This window comes from Flagellimonas aequoris (assembly GCF_003584165.1).
Taxonomy (GTDB): Bacteria; Bacteroidota; Bacteroidia; order Flavobacteriales; family Flavobacteriaceae; genus Flagellimonas; species Flagellimonas aequoris.
In genome coordinates, this window is the sequence record NZ_QXFJ01000031.1 from 51549 (window position 1) to 69891 (window position 18343).

Below are 18343 nucleotides of genomic sequence, written 5' to 3' on the forward strand. Positions count from 1 at the left end.
GATAAACTTTTTTTAAAAACAAAGCCCCGAGTTTATCCCGGGGCTTTTTTAATCTATAAAGATCGTGTTAGTCACGTCTTGGTTTTCTGTCGCGATCACCACCTCTGCGATCGTTACCTCTTCGGTCACCACCTCTTCGGTCGCCACCTCTGTCATCTCTAGGAGGTCTCTCCTTATAACCTTCCGGTTTGGGCAACAAGGCCTTTCTGGAAACTTTTTCCTTTTTGGTCTTGGGATCGATACCGAAATATTTCACATCGATTACGTCGCCTAGGTTCACCACATCGGTTACGTTCTCTGTTCGCTCCCACGCCAATTCGGATACGTGTAGCAACACCTCGTTTCCTGGGGCTTCTATATATTCCACTACGGCACCAAAATCCAAAACCTTGATAACCTTTACTTCATATATACTGCCAACCTCTGGTTTGAACAACAAGGAATCGATTTTCTTCAATACCATGTCGATACCATTTTGGTCAGTACCCAAAATTTCAACGATCCCTTCTTCTGTGTCTGGATCCTCATTGATAACAATGGTGGTCTTGGATTTTTTCTGAAGGTCTTGGATAACCTCACCACCCTTACCGATAAGGGCGCCGATAAACTCACCAGGAATGATTCTGGTAATGATTTTCGGGGCGTAGGATTTCACCTCTGGCCTTGGCTCGGCAATAGTTTCTACCAATTTGCCCAAGATGTGCATTCTGCCATCCCTGGCCTGCATCAAAGCTTTTACCAAGATTTCATAGGACAATCCTTTTACTTTGATGTCCATTTGGCAAGCGGTGATACCATCGGCGGTACCGGTTACTTTAAAGTCCATATCTCCCAAGTGATCTTCATCTCCCAAGATATCGGAAAGCACGGCATATTTGCCAGTTTCGGTATCGGTGATCAATCCCATCGCAATACCGGAAACAGGTTTTTTCAACTGTACCCCGGCATCCATCAAGGCCATAGTACCGGCACAAACGGTGGCCATGGAAGAGGAACCGTTGGATTCCAATACTTCGGAAACCACACGAACGGTATAAGGACAATCTTCTGGAATCATGCCCTTAAGGGCACGTTGTGCCAAGTTTCCATGTCCTACTTCCCTACGGGATGTACCACGAATAGGCCTTGCTTCACCAGTGGAGAAAGGAGGGAAGTTATAGTGCAAATAGAAAGTCTCTTCACCTTCGTAAGATGGCATGTCAATTTGATTGGCCTCTCTTGAAGTACCTAAAGTTACGGTTGCCAACGCCTGTGTTTCCCCACGGGTAAAGATGGAAGAACCGTGAACGGATGGCAAATAATCAATTTCACACCAGATAGGGCGAATATCGGTAGTCTTACGACCATCCAAACGAAGTCCTTCTTCCAAAGTAAGGTTACGAACGGCTTCTTTTTCGGCTTTGTGGTAGTATTTGGAAACCAATCCACCGATCTCTTCCAATTCCTCTTCAGAAAAAGAGGCTTTGATCTCTTCTTTGATGGCGGCAAAAGCTTCACTACGCTCTTTTTTGGAAGAACCGGCCTTGGCCACGGCATATACCTTATCATAGGCCATGTCGTGGATTTTTTTCTGAAGCTCTTCATCTTCAGTCTCAGGTTCGTATTCCCTGGTCTCTTTTTTACCGAAAGCCTCGGCCAATTTTACCTGAGCGGCACATTGTACTTTAATGGCCTCATGGGCAAATTTGATGGCTTCCACCATTTCCTCTTCGGAAATTTCACCCATTTCACCTTCCACCATCATCACAGAATCTTCGGAAGCTCCGATGACCATATCGATGTCGGAATTTTTAAGTTGTTCCATGGTTGGATTGATGATCAATTCACCATCAACTCGACCCACTCTAACTTCAGAGATGGGGCATTCAAAAGGCAAATCTGATAATTGAATGGCAGCAGAAGCAGCCAATCCCGCCATAGCGTCGGGCATAACGTTTTCGTCATGGGACATCAATTGGATCATCACCTGAGTCTCGGAGTGATAATCTTTCGGGAACAAAGGTCTCAATACCCGGTCCACCAAGCGCATGGTCAATACCTCGCCATCGCTAGGTCTGGCCTCACGTTTGAAGAATCCACCTGGATAACGTCCAGCAGCGGCAAATTTTTCGCGATAATCAACGGTAAGTGGCAAAAAGTCCACATCCGAAGCTTGATAATTGGAGACAACTGTACATAGCAACATACATTTGCCTGATTGGACTACTACAGAACCATGGGCCTGCTTAGCCAATTTTCCGGTTTCGATGGAAATCTCCCTACCGTCACCAAGGTCAATGACCTCTTTAAAAGTTTTTGGAATCATAAAAATTGTCTTACCCGTAAATGGTACGGGTCGTTAAACATTTGGTCTACCGCCATCCGGGCGGTCGGGTTGTGTTGTTGTTGTGTTTGCCTCTCGGCACTGACCAATGAAAAACTATATGAAGCTTTTTGTGTTTGCCCGACCTTGATCGGGACTTGTCGTTGGAGCCCGTCCAACTAAAACAAAGGGGAAGCCAAAGCCTCCCCGTTGTTATTATTTTCTGATACCTAATTCTTTGATCAAAGAACGGTACTTTTCAATATCCTTATTTTTTAGGTAATCCAAGAGACTACGTCTTTTACCTACCAATCGAACCAAGGAACGCTCGGTGTTGTAATCCTTGTGGTTCCTTTTAAGGTGTTCTGTCAAATGGTTGATACGGTGTGTGAACAAAGCAATCTGTCCTTCCGTAGAACCTGTGTTGCCTTCTGAGCCGCCGTGTTTTTTGAAAATCTCGGCCTTTACTTCTTTTGTTAAATACATTCCAATATTATTTAAATGATTTTTATGTATCGATTGTCTTTCAATCAGCGTGCAAAGATAAGCCTTTTTTTGAATCTACGAATTTTAACAAGAAATTAAACCTTTTCAAAAGAGGGAAGTCAAAGAGCCAAACCTTTAAAATTCAATCGTTATGAAAAAGAAAACTAAATCAATGCATCTGAACCGAATGGCCGCTTTTTTGATGGGTGGTCTTTTTTTGACCTTCACTTCCTGTAGTGATGAATCGGCCAATACCGAAGACCTGTCTTCCACCGAGGTGATTTCCGCTACGGAATTAAAGTACAGTGATGAAACGGAAATGATTTCCGAAGAAGTGTCTGCCATTGCCGAAGACCTGTACGCCGCCGATGAAATTGCCAGCATGTCCAAAGGGAATTACCATTCCGATTATTTGCCAGAATGTGTCACTGTTACCGTGGTTATCACCGATACCACCAAAGATGTTACCTTGGATTTTGGTGAAGGTTGCGAGCTTCACAATGGCAATACCCTAAGTGGAATCATCCATATAAGCTATGCTTTGGATTTGGAAGCGGCATCCAACACCATTGAGCTGATTTTGGAAAACTTTACCTTCAATGACGTGGCAGTGGAAGGAGCATCGAGCATTGTTAGGGTACGAAGCAATGAAAATGGAAATCCACAGGGAACTGCCAATGCCTCTTTTGTGGCCACTTGGCCCAATGGTGATGTGGCATCGTTCACAGGAACCCGTACCAGGGAATGGATCGAAGGATTCGGTACCGGTTTTTGGGGCGACAATGTTTTCTTGATCACAGGTAAAAGAACGTATGTGAGTAGGGCCGGAAATGAATTCATCAAGGAAATCACCACGCCATTGAGAAGGGAAATGTCCTGCCGATTTATTGTAAGCGGAGTTTTGGATATTACCCGATTGGGCAATACCGTAAGTCTTGATTTTGGTGATGGTTCCTGTGACGCCATTGGAACATTAACTTATCCTGATGGTACACAAGAAGAAATTTCCCTCCGCAGATTTAAGAACTAGCTATGAAAAAGAAAAGCCCCGAACTCGGGGCTTTTTTTTATGCTCTTATGGGCTGGTTGGTAATCAAGTCAATATAAAGATTGACTTTCTTTTTCAGCTCACTGCGGTGCGCAATGAAATCCAAAAACCCATGTTCCTTTAAAAATTCTGCGGTCTGGAAACCTTCCGGAAGGTCTTTTCCTGTGGTGTCCTTCACGACCCTGGGGCCTGCAAATCCGATCAATGCTCCTGGTTCTGCAATGTTGATATCCCCCAACATGGCATAGGAAGCGGTTGTTCCACCCGTGGTGGGGTCGGTACACAAGGATATGTAAGGAACCTGCGCTTCTGCCAGCTGGGCCAGTTTGGCAGAGGTTTTGGCCAACTGCATTAACGACAGGGCGGCTTCCATCATACGGGCACCACCTGATTTTGAAATCATCAGGAAAGGAACCTTTTTCTTTTTGGCCACATCAATGGCACGCGAAATCTTTTCTCCTACCACACTACCCATGGAACCTCCGATAAAGGCAAAATCCATACAAGCGACCACAAGATCTTGCCCCATAGACTTACCAACGGCGCACCTTACGGCATCTTTTAAACCGGTCTTTTGCTCAGCGGCTTTTAAACGATCCGAATATTTTTTGGTATCCACAAATTTCAAAGGATCCTTGGAGGTCATATTGGCATCCAGTTCACGGAACTTGTTGTCATCAAAAAGAATCTCAAAATATTCCTTGCTGCCAATACGAACGTGGTAATCGTCCTCCGGACTTACGTAAAAATTTTTGGCAAGATCTTCGGACTCTACAATTTTACCTGTTGGGGATTTGTACCATAACCCCTTGGGGGTGTCCTTTTTTTCCTCTGTTGCGGTCTGTATTCCTTTTTCCTTTCTTTTAAACCAAGACGACATGCAATCAAATTTAAGTTAAACGAAGGGTTTACAAGGTGTTTACATTGTTCAGGTCCTCAAAAGCCTTTTTCAAACGGGCAATAAAGGTCTTTTCACCTTCACGAAGCCAAACTCTTGGGTCATAATATTTTTTGTTGGGTTGGTCGTCTCCTTCTGGATTCCCAATTTGAGCCTGAAGGTAAGCTGATTTGCCTTGAACATAATCCCTAACACCTTCCAAAAAGGCATATTGAAGGTCGGTGTCAATATTCATTTTGATGACACCATACCCAATAGCTTCCCTGATTTCTTCCAAAGTGGAACCTGATCCACCATGGAAAACAAAATCGATATGGTTGTGCTCCACGCCATATTTCTCAGAAATGTATTCTTGAGAGTTTCTCAAGATCTTTGGTGTCAATTTTACGTTTCCTGGTTTGTATACCCCGTGCACGTTTCCGAAAGCGGCGGCAATGGTAAAACGAGGACTTATTTTTGAAAGCTCTTCATAAGCATAGGCAACCTCTTCAGGTTGGGTGTACAATTTGGAATCGTCCACATCGGAGTTGTCTACACCGTCTTCTTCACCACCTGTAATCCCCAATTCAATTTCCAAGGTCATGCCCATTTTGCTCATGCGCTCCAAGTATCCTTTGCAGATTTCAATGTTCTCTTCGATGGGTTCCTCGGAAAGGTCGATCATGTGTGAGCTGAACAATGGTTTGCCCGTGGCTTTGAAGTGTTCTTCGCTGGCATCTAAAAGGCCATCGATCCAAGGCAACAGTTTTTTGGCACAGTGGTCGGTATGTAAAATTACAGTGGCACCATAGGCCTCGGCCAATTGATGGATGTGTTTTGCTCCAGCAATACCACCAAGGATGGCGGCTTTCTGTCCTTCGTTGGAAAGTCCTTTACCCGCATTGAACTGTGCACCTCCGTTAGAGAATTGGATGATTACTGGAGAGTTCAAAGTGGCTGCGGTTTCCATTACGGCATTGATGGTGTCCGAACCGATCACATTTACTGCGGGAAGGGCATATCCGTTTTCTTTTGCGTGCTTAAAAATTGCTTGTACTTCATCGCCGGTGGCAACGCCCGGCTTGATATTGTGGGACATAGTTATAGATGGTTTCGAATTAAAATAGAGGACAAAAGTAATAAAATATTTGCTCTAGAAAGGATAATTGATCCCGATATTGAAGACGGCGTTTCCGAGGTTATAGCCATTGAACCAGCGATCTGATCCCACTTTTGCAGGATTGTAGGTTTTGAAGCCTACATCTAGTCGGAAGACAAAATAGGTGAAGTCATACCGTAGACCGAGTCCCGTACCCAAGGCAATATCGGCCAAGGAGGAAAAGCCTGTGAAGATAGCATCGGGGTTATTCTCATTGTCAAATACGTTCCAAATGTTACCGGCGTCGGCAAAAAGGGCGCCCTTTACATCCCCGGCAATGGGAAACCTATATTCCAAGTTGAAGGCCAGTTTTAGGTTGGCTTCATTAAAGTCATTGATATTGTCCGTTTTACCGGGTCCCAGTTCATAAGCGTTCCACGCTCGGTTGTCGTTAGACCCCCCCGCAAAGTAACTCCTAACGAACGGAATACTGTTCGAGTTTCCGTAAGGGACGGCCATCCCCAAAAAGCTTCTAAAAGCCAACACTTGTGATCCACCAATGTCCCAATGTCGGATATAGTCTAATTCCGATTTCACATATTGGGAAAAGGGTACCCCGAAAACCAACAATTGTCCATTGTCGTTTTTGTTATACGGAACTGCATTGGCTATTAGGGATAGCATACCACCCGCGCTTTCAACTTTGATTCGGTATTGGTAAAAGTCGTTATCGTTGATGTCCGATTTGCTGTTCTTGGTATGGGTAAAGTTGCTCGCGAAGATAAGGTTGTTCTCCGTCAACCGTCTTCTTCGTTCCTCAATACTGTTCACTTCGTCAAATTCTTCTGTACTAACCTGTATAGAGTCATTTAAAATATCCCTTACAAAATTATTGGCACCTTCGGGTATATCCAAACGGAGTGGGTCAGTTGAATCGTCTACGCTTCTAAAATAATCGGCATATGCTGGATTATCCTGAAATTGATCGGCAATATCATCCAAATTCGAAAAAGTATTCCGGTATACGTTGTAAAAGTTGTCCGGGTTTACGTTTCGAACAAATTCAACGTTCAAAAGCTCAAAGTTGTTCTTTAACCTGTCGGATGGTGTCCAGTTGTACGACAAAATAGAGTTGAGCGACTGTTTATCCAAACCAATGTTCTTCTGAAAATTGGTGCCGGCCAGCAACCTACTTTGGGGCAACATGTAATATGGAATTATTTTTTCCGTGCTAAAGGGCAGCCAAATCCTTGGGAAAGTAATGTTGACATCCCCTCCCAGCTCCGAAGTAAAGGTTTCATTGGAAAGGGAGGCATCACTCAAAAGACCGATGGATCCCCTGGCCGATACGTTCAAGGTCTCGGCACCGCCAAATACGTTTCGGGTAATTACGGAGGTACTGAAAGCGGTTCCTACCTGTTGAATGTTGGAATGCGTCACATCAAAGTTCATGTTCAGCGAAAACTTCTTCTTGGCGGCCAAATACACATTGGTAGTCAATTCGGTTTGGGTGGAATCGGGGATAAATTCGATATTGGGATATTTAAAGGTATTCAGGTTGGTGATCTGTCTGTAGGTTCGGATGCGATCCAAATCCCGATACACACTGTCCTTTTCAAAAAATATGGCATCGGCGAGCGCTTTGGGGCTATACCTCAGTTTGTTGGCGTAATGGATGATAAAATTGTCGTACTCCAAAGTTTTTAGAGAATCGGTATCACCATTAATATCGTAATCTGCATAAATATTCACTTGTTTATGCCGGGCCACTCTATATGTGCTGTTAGTATCGGTACTGTCGGTGGCACTCCTGAACTTTTTTACGTTGAGTTGTACCTCCATCAATTGGTCATCGGCCAAAAGGGTAGTGTCCCTCAAGATATCATAGTTGATGGAGCTCTCTTGAAAATTGTATACCCCGGAGTTTCGGAACAAAGTGGTCAATCGTTCGCGCTCCAGCGTAAAATTTTGAAGATCGAACTGCTCGCCTTTTTTCACGAAACTGCGTTTGGAGGCCACATCGTAAATGGAATCCAGTTCTGGGGAGGTAATGTTTTTTTGGACCGTATCAATGATATAGGGTTTGTTCAGGGTGATGTTGTAGGCTATCTGCGCCCTTTTTTTACGGGAACTTTCCACAATTTCGTAATCGCCCACATTGTTGAAGTACCCCTTACTGTTGTAATAGGCCTCCATCCGATTCAAGGATTTATTGGTCAGTGAAGTGTCAATGACCACGGGAGGTTCGCCGACCCGTTCTAAAAACTCACTGGCTCCTTTTACGATGAAGGATTCCTGTAACCTGCTCACTTGTTTTTTTGATAGGAGGTTGTTGAGACGTTTTTCGCGCTTGTCCTTTCTATGTAGCCAATCCTGAAAAGAAGAATCCGGATTTTCCTTGGCCATGTTGTAGAGGTTCAGCCGAAGGGGATAACCCAGTACACTGCTGTTGGGTTTTTGGTCGATGAGGCCTTTGATCTCGCTATCGGTGACCTTTTCATCATCTACAAAAATGGTGTTCTTGGTGAGCAGCAATTCATCATCCCCCACCTTTTTAAGTGTATTGCAACCCGAAATGCTTACCATAAGCAACAATAATCCTATTTTTGCCCAGTTGCACATTAGACTTAAAGAACCCCTCATAGACGCCAAAAATACACGATTTAGATGGTTACAAAAAACCAAATTAAACTAGTTGTAAGCCTAAAGCAAAAAAAGTACCGATCTCAACACGGACTCTTTGTGGTTGAGGGTGAAAAGTTGGTGAAAGAGTTGCTGCGAGAGGGATTAAGGCCTTTCAAAATTTTTGTGGCATCTGGATATGATTCAAGCGGATTTGGTGAAGTGGACCAAATTTCCACAGCAGATTTAAAACAGATGAGCAGTTTAAAACAACCTAACGGTGTTTTGGGAGTTTTTTATATGCCCGAAGTGAACCGGAATCAAACCTATGATTGGATAGTGGCATTGGATGCCGTTCGTGATCCGGGTAATTTGGGAACGATCATAAGATTGTGCGACTGGTTCGGGATCAAACAATTGGTGTGTTCCGAGGATACCGTGGATTGCTACAACCCAAAAGTTCTTCAAGCAACCATGGGGTCCATTGCCAGGGTGAATATTATTTACACGGATTTGACTACTTACATCAAAAAATTGGAGTTGCCCGTTTTTGGAACGTTTATGGACGGTACTTCCATCTATGCCCAAAAAATGCCAGACAAAGGAATATTGGTCATGGGCAATGAGGCCAATGGTATTTCCAAAGAAATCACTGATTTGGTCACGGAGCGCATTTCTATCCCACAATTTGGTGAACCAACCGCTGAAAGCCTCAATGTGGCTACCGCTACTGCGATTCTTCTAAACGAAATTAGGAGGTAATCAGATTTCTGGATTTTTAGATTTACAGATTTTTGGATTCTTGGACGTCTAAATATCTAATCATCCAATAATCTGGTAATCCATCTACTCAAAAGTGAAATTGATGAAAATACCCCTTGTCCGCATGGCATTGATGTTACCCGTCCAGGGACTGTTGGGGTCATTGTCGGGAACAAGTTCGTTGGTCAACGCAAAAACTCCTCTTATGGAAGGTGTAAATTTGAAGTACTCGGTATAAAAATCGATTCCGAAACCCAGTTCGTAACCATACACGTTTTTCTTCATCCTGAACTCGCCACTGCTGTTATCGTCTAGACTATCTTCCTTGCTGCCTAAGTTGATCGCTGCATAGACCCCACCTTCAATAAAAGGTTTCCAGTTACCGATCCTACGGGTACTAGCTTTCAACAATAACGGAAAACGAATATAAGTGGACCGTACTTCGCGGATGGCATCGGCCTCTGTGGTAAATCCAGGGAAGCCTAAGGTTCGGGCCGTATAGAGCAAACCAGGTTCAAAACGGGTATCCAAAAATTCATTGATTCGAAGTTCCCCAATCAACCCCACATTAAAACCAATACTTTTGTCCACCAGTACATCCCTGCCAATATCATTTTTGTATTCAAATTGAAAATCATATTGGTTCAAACCGAGGTAATAGCCCCAGTTCAAAAGTCGTTTGTCCTCATTCTGAAGATTGAGTATGGGTTCTTTGCCAAATTGCGCAATGGACTTTGGACCTGTCAATATCAAGAGCCCAAATAGGATGAGGATGTTTTTCATTAATCTACTTTGTGGCGACATAGATGGTGGCTACACCCAATGTCTGGGGTTTGTTCTCTATTCCTATAAACCCAATTTTGTCCAAAATATTGTTGAAGGCCTTGCCATGTGGAAAAACTGATGCCGATTCACTCAAATATTGATAGGCCGATCGGTCCTTGGAAAAGATTTTACCTATGGTGGGCATGATGTATTTGGTGTAGATGCGATACCCTTGCTTGACGGGTGTTTTGGTCGGTACTGAGGTTTCCAGGATGAGCAGGTGACCGCCAGGCTTCAATACCCTTCGGATTTCCTCTAGCCCCTTTTCCAGATTTTCAAAATTACGGACACCGAAGGCCACAGTCACGGCATCAAAAGTGTTGTCGTCAAAAGGAAGGTTTTCACTATCACCAACGACCATTTCAATGGTATCCTGAAGATTTTTTTTGGAGACTTTTTCCTTTCCTACTTCCAGCATCCCAGGGGACAGGTCCAATCCTACAATCTGTTCCGCTCCCGTTTGTGACAAGGCAATGGCCAGATCGCCGGTTCCGGTTGCAATATCCAAGATGTTTTGGGGATGTTGTTCTTTTAAAAAGGCCACAATGCGTTTTCTCCATTTTACATCGGTACCGAAAGAAATTACCCTATTAAGACCATCGTAGCTGCCCGAAATGTTATCGAACATCTGTTTTACCTGTTCCTTCTTTCCAAGTTCCGATTCCTTGTAGGGCAATACTTTTTTAGACATCTTTACAATTTGGTGGCAAATATACAACTTACCCATATGGGAGGCAGACAAAAATATTTGTGTAATTTTGCCCAGCAACTGGGGAATACATTCCGTATTTAGTTAAGAGTATGTCACTTAGACTGCGTTTACCATTCTATTATTCATTTGTGTCGTACCAATTGGACTTAATTAGGAACTCATCTTATTTTATTCAATGAAGATCATTATTGCTGGAGCTGGTGAAGTAGGGTTTCATTTGGCAAAACTATTGTCGTATGAATCCCAGGATATAACGTTGATCGATACGGACAAGGAAAAATTGTCCTATGCCGATAACCATTTGGACATTCGGGTACTCCGAGGAGATGCTACTTCCATACAGGTATTGAACGATGCCCAAGTGGATGGATCCGATCTTGTGATTGGGGTAACGGCTTCGGAGACTACGAACCTGACCCTCTGTTTATTGGCCAAGCAATTGGGCTGTAAAAGAACCATGGCTCGGATTTCGAACACCGAATTTATGGACAACCGTGAAACCATCAAGTTCGAGGAGCTGGGAATAGATGAACTAATCTCGCCGGAACGATTGGCGGCCATGGAGATTCAACTTATGCTGAACCAGTCCGCTTTTAACGACACCTATGAGTTTGAAGGAGGTCTGTTGACCATGTTCGGGGTAATTCTTCCCAGAACAGCTCCTTTTGTGGGCAAAATGGTAAAAGAGGCTGCCCGTATTTTCCCTGAACTTCATTTTATGCCCATCGCCTTGCAGCGCATGGGAACCCAATATACCTTGATTCCCCGTGGGGATACCGTTTTTAAGGAAGGCGATCAGGTCTATTTCATCACTTCCGATAAAGGGGTGGAAGAGCTTTACAAGCTCACGGGAATGCAAAAGCAAGAGATTAAGAACGTGATGATCTTAGGAGGCAGTAAGGTCGGGTTTAAAACGGCCCGCGACCTCTGTGGCAAAAAATTCAATGTAAAATTGATTGAAAAGAGCAAGGAAAAGGCTTTTGATATAGCTGACGAACTGCCCCATGCGCTTGTCATCAATGGGGACGGTAGAAATGTGGAGCTGTTGGATGAGGAAAGTTTGGATTCCATGGATGCTTTTATTGCCGTGACAGGAAATTCAGAAACCAATATCATGTCCTGTCTGGTGGCCAAGAACAAGAAAGTAAAAAAGACCATCGCCTTGGTGGAGAACATGGACTATTTTCAATTGTCACATTCCATTGGGGTAGATACCCTCATCAATAAAAAACTACTCGCAGCGAACAGCATTTTTAGGTATATCCGAAAAGGGGAGGTTTTGGCACTGACCCGTTTGAACAACCTCAATGCCGAAATTCTGGAATTTGAGGTGAAAGCCACATCCTTGGTGAACGGTGAGATCATTCGGGAGCTTAATTTCCCTAGGGAAGCGAGCATTGGCGGTGTCATCCGAAACGGTGAAGGTATTATCGCATTGGGAGATTTCAGGATCACAGAGGGGGACAAGGTTGTGGTATGTTGTCTGCCCAAAGCTATTCCGAAGATTGAAAAGCTGTTCCTGTAATGAGATTGAATATACGAATCATCATCCACATCATGGGGCTGTTGTTGTTGTGCAACGGTTCTTTCATGCTTTTAGCGGCCTTTGCCAGTGCCATGTACAAAGATGGTGCAACCTTGGATATTTCGTTGGCGGCCATTGTGACCATGCTTTTTGGGATTATGGCCATGTTCTACACCAGAGGTCATAAAAAGGAGGTAAAACGCAAGGAAGGTTACATCGTGGTGACCTTTGGATGGATCATCATGTCCATTTCAGGCATGTTGCCTTATTTATTCTCCGGGTCCATTCCAAACATAACCGACGCTTTTTTTGAGACCATATCGGGCTATACCACAACAGGGGCGTCTATTTTGGATGATATTGAGGCTTTGCCAAAAGGGATATTGCTCTGGCGTAGCCTTACCCATTGGATAGGAGGGATGGGGATCATTGTGTTGGCCATTGCCATATTGCCGCTTTTGGGGATTGGGGGCATGCAGCTGTTTGCTGCGGAAGCACCTGGTCCAGGAGGTGACAAGCTTCACCCTAGGATTACCGATACCGCAAAGCGCCTTTGGTTCATCTATTTTGGGTATACGGTGTTGGAGACCATTTTATTGAACGTTGCCGGGATGTCCTTTTTTGATGCCATCAACCATTCCTTGGCCACTATGTCCACAGGAGGGTTCTCCACAAAAAATGCCAGTCTGGCCTATTGGAACAACGAACCGATTATCCAATATATCGTGATTGTATTCATGTTTTTGGCAGGGAGTAACTTCGTACTCAGTTATTTTGCCTTGACTGGAAAGGTACAACGGATATTGAAGGATGAAGAGTTTAAATATTACTTCGGTTTTGTGGTCGTTTTTTCCATTTTGGCCGCATTGGGTGTTTATTTTAAGGCCGATGTGCCCGTTTCTGATTTCCATCCCATGGTTTGGGGGAAAGCAGAAAGTGCGTTTAGGCACACTTTGTTCCAAGTGTTGACAGTGATTACCACCACGGGATTCGTTACTGCGGATTTTACCGGGTGGACCCATTTTTTAACGGTTTTCTTCTTCGGGCTGATGTTCCTTGGAGGCTCTGCAGGCTCCACGGCCGGGGGCATCAAGGTGATGCGACATATTTTGATTATCAAGAACGGAATTTTGGAGTTCAAAAGAACCCTTCATCCCAATGCCATCATTCCTGTTCGTTATAACCAAAAAACGGTTACGGAACATATTGTCTACAATGTGATCGCTTTCTTTGTACTGTACATGCTTTTGTTCATCATTGGCGCCTTGGTGCTTGGGTTTTTAGGATTGGATTTTGTCTCTGCGGTGGGAGGTTCCGCCTCGTCATTGGGTAACGTGGGTCCTGCCTTCGGTAGTTTGAACCCTGTCAGCAATTACAACAGTTTGCCCGATGCGGGGAAATGGTGGTGCGGTTTCTTGATGCTCTTAGGTCGATTGGAGTTGTTCACCGTTTTGATTGTCCTAACACCCTACTTCTGGAAAAAGACGTAAAAGAAAAAACCTCCTGAAGTTTTCACAACAAGAGGTTTTGGGTTTTTATTCTATTAATTTCGAGTCGTCACCCTGAACTGGTTTCAGGGTCTCATAAAAACTTTTTAAACCACGGCCTTGATACGGGCAATAGCCTCCCTCAATTCTTTTTCGGATGCAGCGTAGGAAATACGGATGCAATTCGGGTTACCAAAGGCTTCTCCGGTCACGGTGGCCACATTGGCATGCTCCAACAAATACAACGCAAAATCCTCTGCGCTGTTAATAGTGGCTCCTTTCAACGTTTTTCCGAAGAAGGATGAAATGTCTGGGAATACATAAAATGCACCTTCCGGTACGTTTAGTTTAAATCCTTCGATTTCTCCCAGCAGATCCAAAACCAAATCCCTTCTTTTGTGGAACTCATCGATCATGAACTGGATTTTGCTCAAAGGAGCGTCCAGCGCGGCGATAACGGCACGTTGGGCAATGGAGTTGGCGCCACTGGTCACCTGTCCTTGAAGTTTGGTACATCCCTTGGCGATCCATTCCGGGGCACCGATGTACCCAATACGCCATCCGGTCATAGCAAAAGCTTTTGAAACACCATTAACGGTAACAGTGCGATCGTACATCCCCTCAATTCCGGCAATGCTCACATGGCCACCTGCAAAGTTGATATGCTCATAGATTTCATCGGAAACCACATAAATATCTGGATGTTTTTTCAAAACTTCGGCAAGACCTTCCAACTCTTCTTTACTGTAAACGGAACCGCTAGGGTTACAGGGAGAGCTGAACCACATCATACGCGTATTAGGTGTGATGGCCGCTTCCAATTGCTGCGGGGTCATTTTAAAATCCGTATCGATCCCGGTGGGAACTTCCACGGGAACACCTTCTGCCAATTTTACGATATCGCTGTAACTTACCCAATATGGGGCTGGTAGGATCACCTCATCACCTGGGTTCAGGACCACCATCGCTACATTGAACAACGATTGTTTGGCCCCTGTGGACACCACGATCTGGTTCAATCCATAATCCAAACCATTATCTCGTTTGAACTTGCCAGAAATGGATTTTTTCAACTCGGCATACCCATCAACAGGGGTATAGCTGCTGTAATTTTCATCAATGGCCTGTTTGGCGGCCTCTTTAATAAAATCGGGGATGTTGAAGTCGGGTTCCCCCAAGCTCAAGCCGATAATATCTTTTCCCTCACTTCGTAGTTCACGAGCTTTGGCAGCCATGGCCAAAGTTGCTGACGTGGACATGTTCTTAATCCTGTCAGATAAATGGTTGCTCATCGATTATGCTATTTTACTGGTATTGAAGTGCTGGGTTTTTGCCCAGTTCCTTCAAATGTTTGAAGTGCGAAATTATAGCTTTTCTGGTAGTTTTATACTCGTTGTAGGGCAAATTGAACTCCTTGGCAGTCTGTTTCACAATTTTGGAAATTTTTGTGTAATGTATATGACTGATATTGGGGAAGATATGGTGCTCTACCTGATGATTCAAACCTCCGGTGAACCAGTTCACGATCTTGTTTTTCGTGCCAAAGTTCACGGTGGTGAATAATTGGTGGATGGCCCATGTATTTTTCATGTTTCCTTCGGCATCCGGTAGAGGTTGGTCCGCATCGTCCACAATGTGGGCCAATTGGAAAACCACGCTCAAGATTACCCCGGCCACGTAGTGCATGATGAAGAAACCTAGCAATACCTGCCACCAAGCGATGTTGGCAAAAATCAAGGGCAATATGATCCAAACGGTCAAATAAATGACCTTGGTGATGACCAAGGTACTCCAGTTCATGACAGGGTTTGGCAATTTTCCATAGCTGAGGTTGCGCTTCATGTAGCGGTACATCTGTTGGAAATCTGTAGTAAGCGCCCAATTGAAAGTGAGCAACCCGTATAGGAAAATGGAATAATAGTGTTGGAATCTATGATGTTTGCGCCATTCTGCATGTTTGGAAAACCTCAAGATCCTTCCGGCTTCCATATCCTCATCATGCTCATGGATATTGGTATAGGTATGGTGCAATACGTTGTGCTGCACTTGCCAGTTATAGACATTCCCAGCTAAAATATAAATGCTGCTACCCATGATCTTGTTCACCCACTTTTTGTTGGAATAGGCCCCGTGGTTACCATCGTGCATCACGTTCATACCCACACCGGCCATGCCCACACCCATGGTGATGGAAAGCAACAAATAGGCCCAAAAGGGAAGGTGAAGGGTTAAAATTAAAAAATAAGGGGTCAGAAAAATGGCAAACATCACTATCGTTTTCAAGTGAAGTTTCCAGTTCCCGGTTTTTTTGAGATTGTTCTCGTTGAAGTATTCATTGACACGCTTGTTCAAAGTCCTAAAAAATTGTGCAGAATCCTTTCTTGAAAACCGGATGGTACTCGTATTCATAAAATAATTGTTTTTACAAAAATAGCTTTTTTAATCCTATGAGATCAAAAGCCTTGTGTTAGAACGGTGTTAAGGTCTTTAAAAGTATTAATTTTGCTAAAAATAAGTTTGAGGGAATGACTGCCGATCTCATCCAAAAATATTTTACTACGCTCACCGAGGACCAAGTGGCCCATTTTAAGGCTTTGGAGGGGCTTTATCAAGATTGGAACCAAAAGATCAACGTGGTTTCCAGAAAGGATATCGACGAACTTTATCTACGGCATGTGCTTCATTCCCTCGGAATTGCAAAAATCCAGACCTTTAACGAAGGAGCTGATATTCTTGATGTGGGAACAGGAGGCGGGTTTCCCGGTATTCCGTTGGCCATCTTGTTTCCGAACGTCAATTTCACCTTGGTGGATGCCATCGGTAAAAAGATTAAAGTGGTCCAAGAAGTTATCGATGGGTTACAACTTGAAAATGTGAAGGCTATTCATTCCCGTGTTGAGGAAATCCCTGGTCAATTTGATTTTATTGTCAGTAGGGCGGTCGCCGCCATGCCTACCTTTGTACATTGGACCAAGGGCAAAGTAAAAAAGGATTCCGCTCATGAACGGAAAAATGGGATTCTTTATTTAAAAGGTGGGGACCTGGAAGAAGAGTTGAAAGATTATACCACCGTCCAAATTTTTGACTTAAAGGAATATTTTGAGGAGGAATTTTTTGAGACCAAGAAGGTGGTGTACTTGCCGCAGAAATTTAAAGAACGTACTTAAATACTGTACATTCTTTTGTATACCAATCGACATTTACGCGCATAATCCTTTCCGAACTGCCAAAGACGGTTATATTTTTCAACCATTTTTTTCCACCAAACATGTATACCTGCGCTCATAACGAATTGATTTTATGATGTAAAACTAAATAGATTACATTTAAGCAACAATTAATTAACGTTAAATTTACATAAAAAGTATGGAACGATTCAGGATGTATCTCTTTAAAATCCCATTTTAACCTTCTCCCAAAGTAAGTTTAGTAGTTTTTAGAACAGTATTAATGTGGGTTTTATTGTGGTCTGCTTCCGAGAAAAGGGGTCATAATTTCTTGTACAATGTCCCTTCTTTGGTAAGGGAGTACCCGATAACATTGCCAGATTGGTCTCTATGGAAGAAAACAGGCTCGTTTCCTGCATCGGAGAACACATCATCAACAATATGGAGCACAGGTGATTGCAATCCCTTGTTTTCGACCACCAAGTTTCCTTCTTTCCTATTATAAATCAATTGGACTTGGGAACTCCTTGGATGTTCATAGGCGCCCTCAAATGCGGTGTAAAAAGAAGCTGGTTCCGTTTGATTATATGGATTATCATCTGAAAGTATCAGCCCATTGCCCAAATTCCAGTTGTCATACTCCATGTAATAGGCCGTACGTTTGGCCGCGTTCAGCCCTTGGAGTTTGGCCACCAGATGCAATGCGCCATCGATTCCTGCTGAAATTCCGGCCGTGGTGATCACGTTGCCATTATCTACAAAACGAACATTTTTACGCACGTCCACTTTCGGATAATTGGCCTCCAGATCGGCAAGGGCATTATGGAAGGTGGTGGCCGTTTTGCCATCCAACACCCCGGCTTCCGCCAAAACAAAAGCCCCCGTACATACGGAAAAATGATATTGTACATCCTTTTGGCCCTGTACCCACTCAATAACATTTTTATTTTGCGAGGCTGCACCGGAATTTCCTCCAAAAAAGGCCAAAATATCAGCTTTAGGGGCATTTTCGATGCTGTAGTCGGGCACCACTTGCAATACCCCTTGCGATTTGATGGGTTCCTGTGTCGCCGAGACGGTGAAGACTTTGTACCCGGCATAGGTGAAGACCTCCATGGGGCCTGCAAAATCCAATACTTCGACCCCATTTTGTAGATAAAAGGCGATGGTCTTGGAATCTTCCTTTTTTACAAGGGGCATGTTGCAGTGCGAGCAAACCCCCGGAGCATAATGCTCGGCATCGTCACATGAGCTACCACAAGGAGGACAGATGTATACCGTGTTTTGGGTTTCAGTGTTTTGGGCCATAGTAAGTAAGGATGTCAAACAAAGGGCGAGTAAATAGGAAAGCTTGTTCATTTTCTGATGATATGTTCAAAAGTACGTTAGGGGAAAGCATGGCGAAAGGACAACCATCCGCAGTATTGGGCC

General features: G+C 43.9%; 15 protein-coding genes. 5 read left to right on the forward strand and 10 right to left on the reverse strand.

All coding sequences use genetic code 11. The features are described 5' to 3' along the window. Window positions 1-67: 67 nt before the first annotated feature. A complete protein-coding gene (locus tag D2U88_RS17950; protein WP_119641933.1) occupies window positions 68-2305 on the reverse strand; it encodes a polyribonucleotide nucleotidyltransferase in 2238 nt (745 codons plus the stop codon). A gap of 213 nt (window positions 2306-2518) precedes the next feature. Further along, window positions 2519-2788 carry a 30S ribosomal protein S15 gene (gene rpsO, locus D2U88_RS17960; protein WP_119641935.1) on the reverse strand — a complete coding sequence of 90 codons (270 nt, stop codon included), beginning with the start codon at window positions 2786-2788 and terminating at the stop codon, window positions 2519-2521. A 151-nt stretch (window positions 2789-2939) separates the two neighbouring features. Between rpsO and D2U88_RS17965 the strand changes: the two genes are divergently transcribed. Beyond that, window positions 2940-3818: a hypothetical protein gene (locus D2U88_RS17965; RefSeq protein WP_147378619.1), complete on the forward strand. Its 879-nt coding sequence runs from the start codon at window positions 2940-2942 to the stop codon at window positions 3816-3818. Between the two features lie 37 nt (window positions 3819-3855). On the opposite strand, the gene accD is transcribed toward D2U88_RS17965, so the two are convergent. From accD to tamL, 3 genes are read right to left on the reverse strand one after another with little or no spacing between them, the layout of a single operon-like run. Beyond that, window positions 3856-4716 (reverse strand): acetyl-CoA carboxylase, carboxyltransferase subunit beta, encoded by an 861-nt coding sequence (accD, locus tag D2U88_RS17970; protein WP_119641937.1) that lies wholly within the window; start codon window positions 4714-4716, stop codon window positions 3856-3858. Window positions 4717-4744: 28 nt separating this feature from the next. Further along, on the reverse strand, window positions 4745-5812 hold the full coding sequence (gene fbaA, locus D2U88_RS17975) for a class II fructose-bisphosphate aldolase (protein WP_119641938.1): 1068 nt from the start codon (window positions 5810-5812) through the stop codon (window positions 4745-4747). 54 nt (window positions 5813-5866) lie between these two features. After that, window positions 5867-8398 carry a translocation and assembly module lipoprotein TamL gene (tamL, locus tag D2U88_RS17980; protein ID WP_313782659.1) on the reverse strand — a complete coding sequence of 844 codons (2532 nt, stop codon included), beginning with the start codon at window positions 8396-8398 and terminating at the stop codon, window positions 5867-5869. An 81-nt stretch (window positions 8399-8479) separates the two neighbouring features. Here tamL and D2U88_RS17985 point away from each other — a divergent pair, with 81 nt between their 5' ends. Beyond that, window positions 8480-9196 carry a TrmH family RNA methyltransferase gene (locus tag D2U88_RS17985; RefSeq protein WP_119641940.1) on the forward strand — a complete coding sequence of 239 codons (717 nt, stop codon included), beginning with the start codon at window positions 8480-8482 and terminating at the stop codon, window positions 9194-9196. An 84-nt stretch (window positions 9197-9280) separates the two neighbouring features. Here D2U88_RS17985 and porT read toward each other — a convergent pair whose 3' ends face one another. Beyond that, on the reverse strand, window positions 9281-9979 hold the full coding sequence (gene porT, locus D2U88_RS17990) for a type IX secretion/gliding motility protein PorT/SprT (protein ID WP_119642240.1): 699 nt from the start codon (window positions 9977-9979) through the stop codon (window positions 9281-9283). Between the two features lie 4 nt (window positions 9980-9983). Then, the gene (gene ubiE / locus D2U88_RS17995) at window positions 9984-10712 is read right to left on the reverse strand and encodes a bifunctional demethylmenaquinone methyltransferase/2-methoxy-6-polyprenyl-1,4-benzoquinol methylase UbiE (RefSeq protein WP_119642242.1); all 729 of its coding nucleotides are present in this window, start codon (window positions 10710-10712) and stop codon (window positions 9984-9986) included. Window positions 10713-10908: 196 nt separating this feature from the next. Between ubiE and trkA the strand changes: the two genes are divergently transcribed. Continuing rightward, complete coding sequence (gene trkA / locus D2U88_RS18000) at window positions 10909-12258, forward strand: Trk system potassium transporter TrkA (RefSeq protein ID WP_119641941.1); 1350 nt, start codon at window positions 10909-10911, stop codon at window positions 12256-12258. Continuing rightward, entirely contained in the window at window positions 12258-13748 is a 1491-nt protein-coding gene (locus tag D2U88_RS18005) for a TrkH family potassium uptake protein (RefSeq protein WP_119641942.1), read from the forward strand. The genes trkA and D2U88_RS18005 overlap by 1 nt, the downstream gene beginning before the upstream one ends. Before the next feature lie 104 nt (window positions 13749-13852). Here D2U88_RS18005 and D2U88_RS18010 read toward each other — a convergent pair whose 3' ends face one another. Both D2U88_RS18010 and D2U88_RS18015 read right to left on the reverse strand, forming a co-directional pair. After that, on the reverse strand, window positions 13853-15037 hold the full coding sequence (locus tag D2U88_RS18010) for a pyridoxal phosphate-dependent aminotransferase (RefSeq protein WP_119641943.1): 1185 nt from the start codon (window positions 15035-15037) through the stop codon (window positions 13853-13855). Between the two features lie 13 nt (window positions 15038-15050). Then, a complete protein-coding gene (locus D2U88_RS18015; RefSeq protein ID WP_119641944.1) occupies window positions 15051-16154 on the reverse strand; it encodes a fatty acid desaturase family protein in 1104 nt (367 codons plus the stop codon). A 116-nt stretch (window positions 16155-16270) separates the two neighbouring features. Between D2U88_RS18015 and rsmG the strand changes: the two genes are divergently transcribed. Then, complete coding sequence (rsmG, locus tag D2U88_RS18020; protein ID WP_119641945.1) at window positions 16271-16912, forward strand: 16S rRNA (guanine(527)-N(7))-methyltransferase RsmG; 642 nt, start codon at window positions 16271-16273, stop codon at window positions 16910-16912. A 321-nt stretch (window positions 16913-17233) separates the two neighbouring features. Here rsmG and D2U88_RS18025 read toward each other — a convergent pair whose 3' ends face one another. Next, on the reverse strand, window positions 17234-18271 hold the full coding sequence (locus D2U88_RS18025; protein WP_220473519.1) for a DJ-1/PfpI family protein: 1038 nt from the start codon (window positions 18269-18271) through the stop codon (window positions 17234-17236). Window positions 18272-18343: the final 72 nt, after the last annotated feature.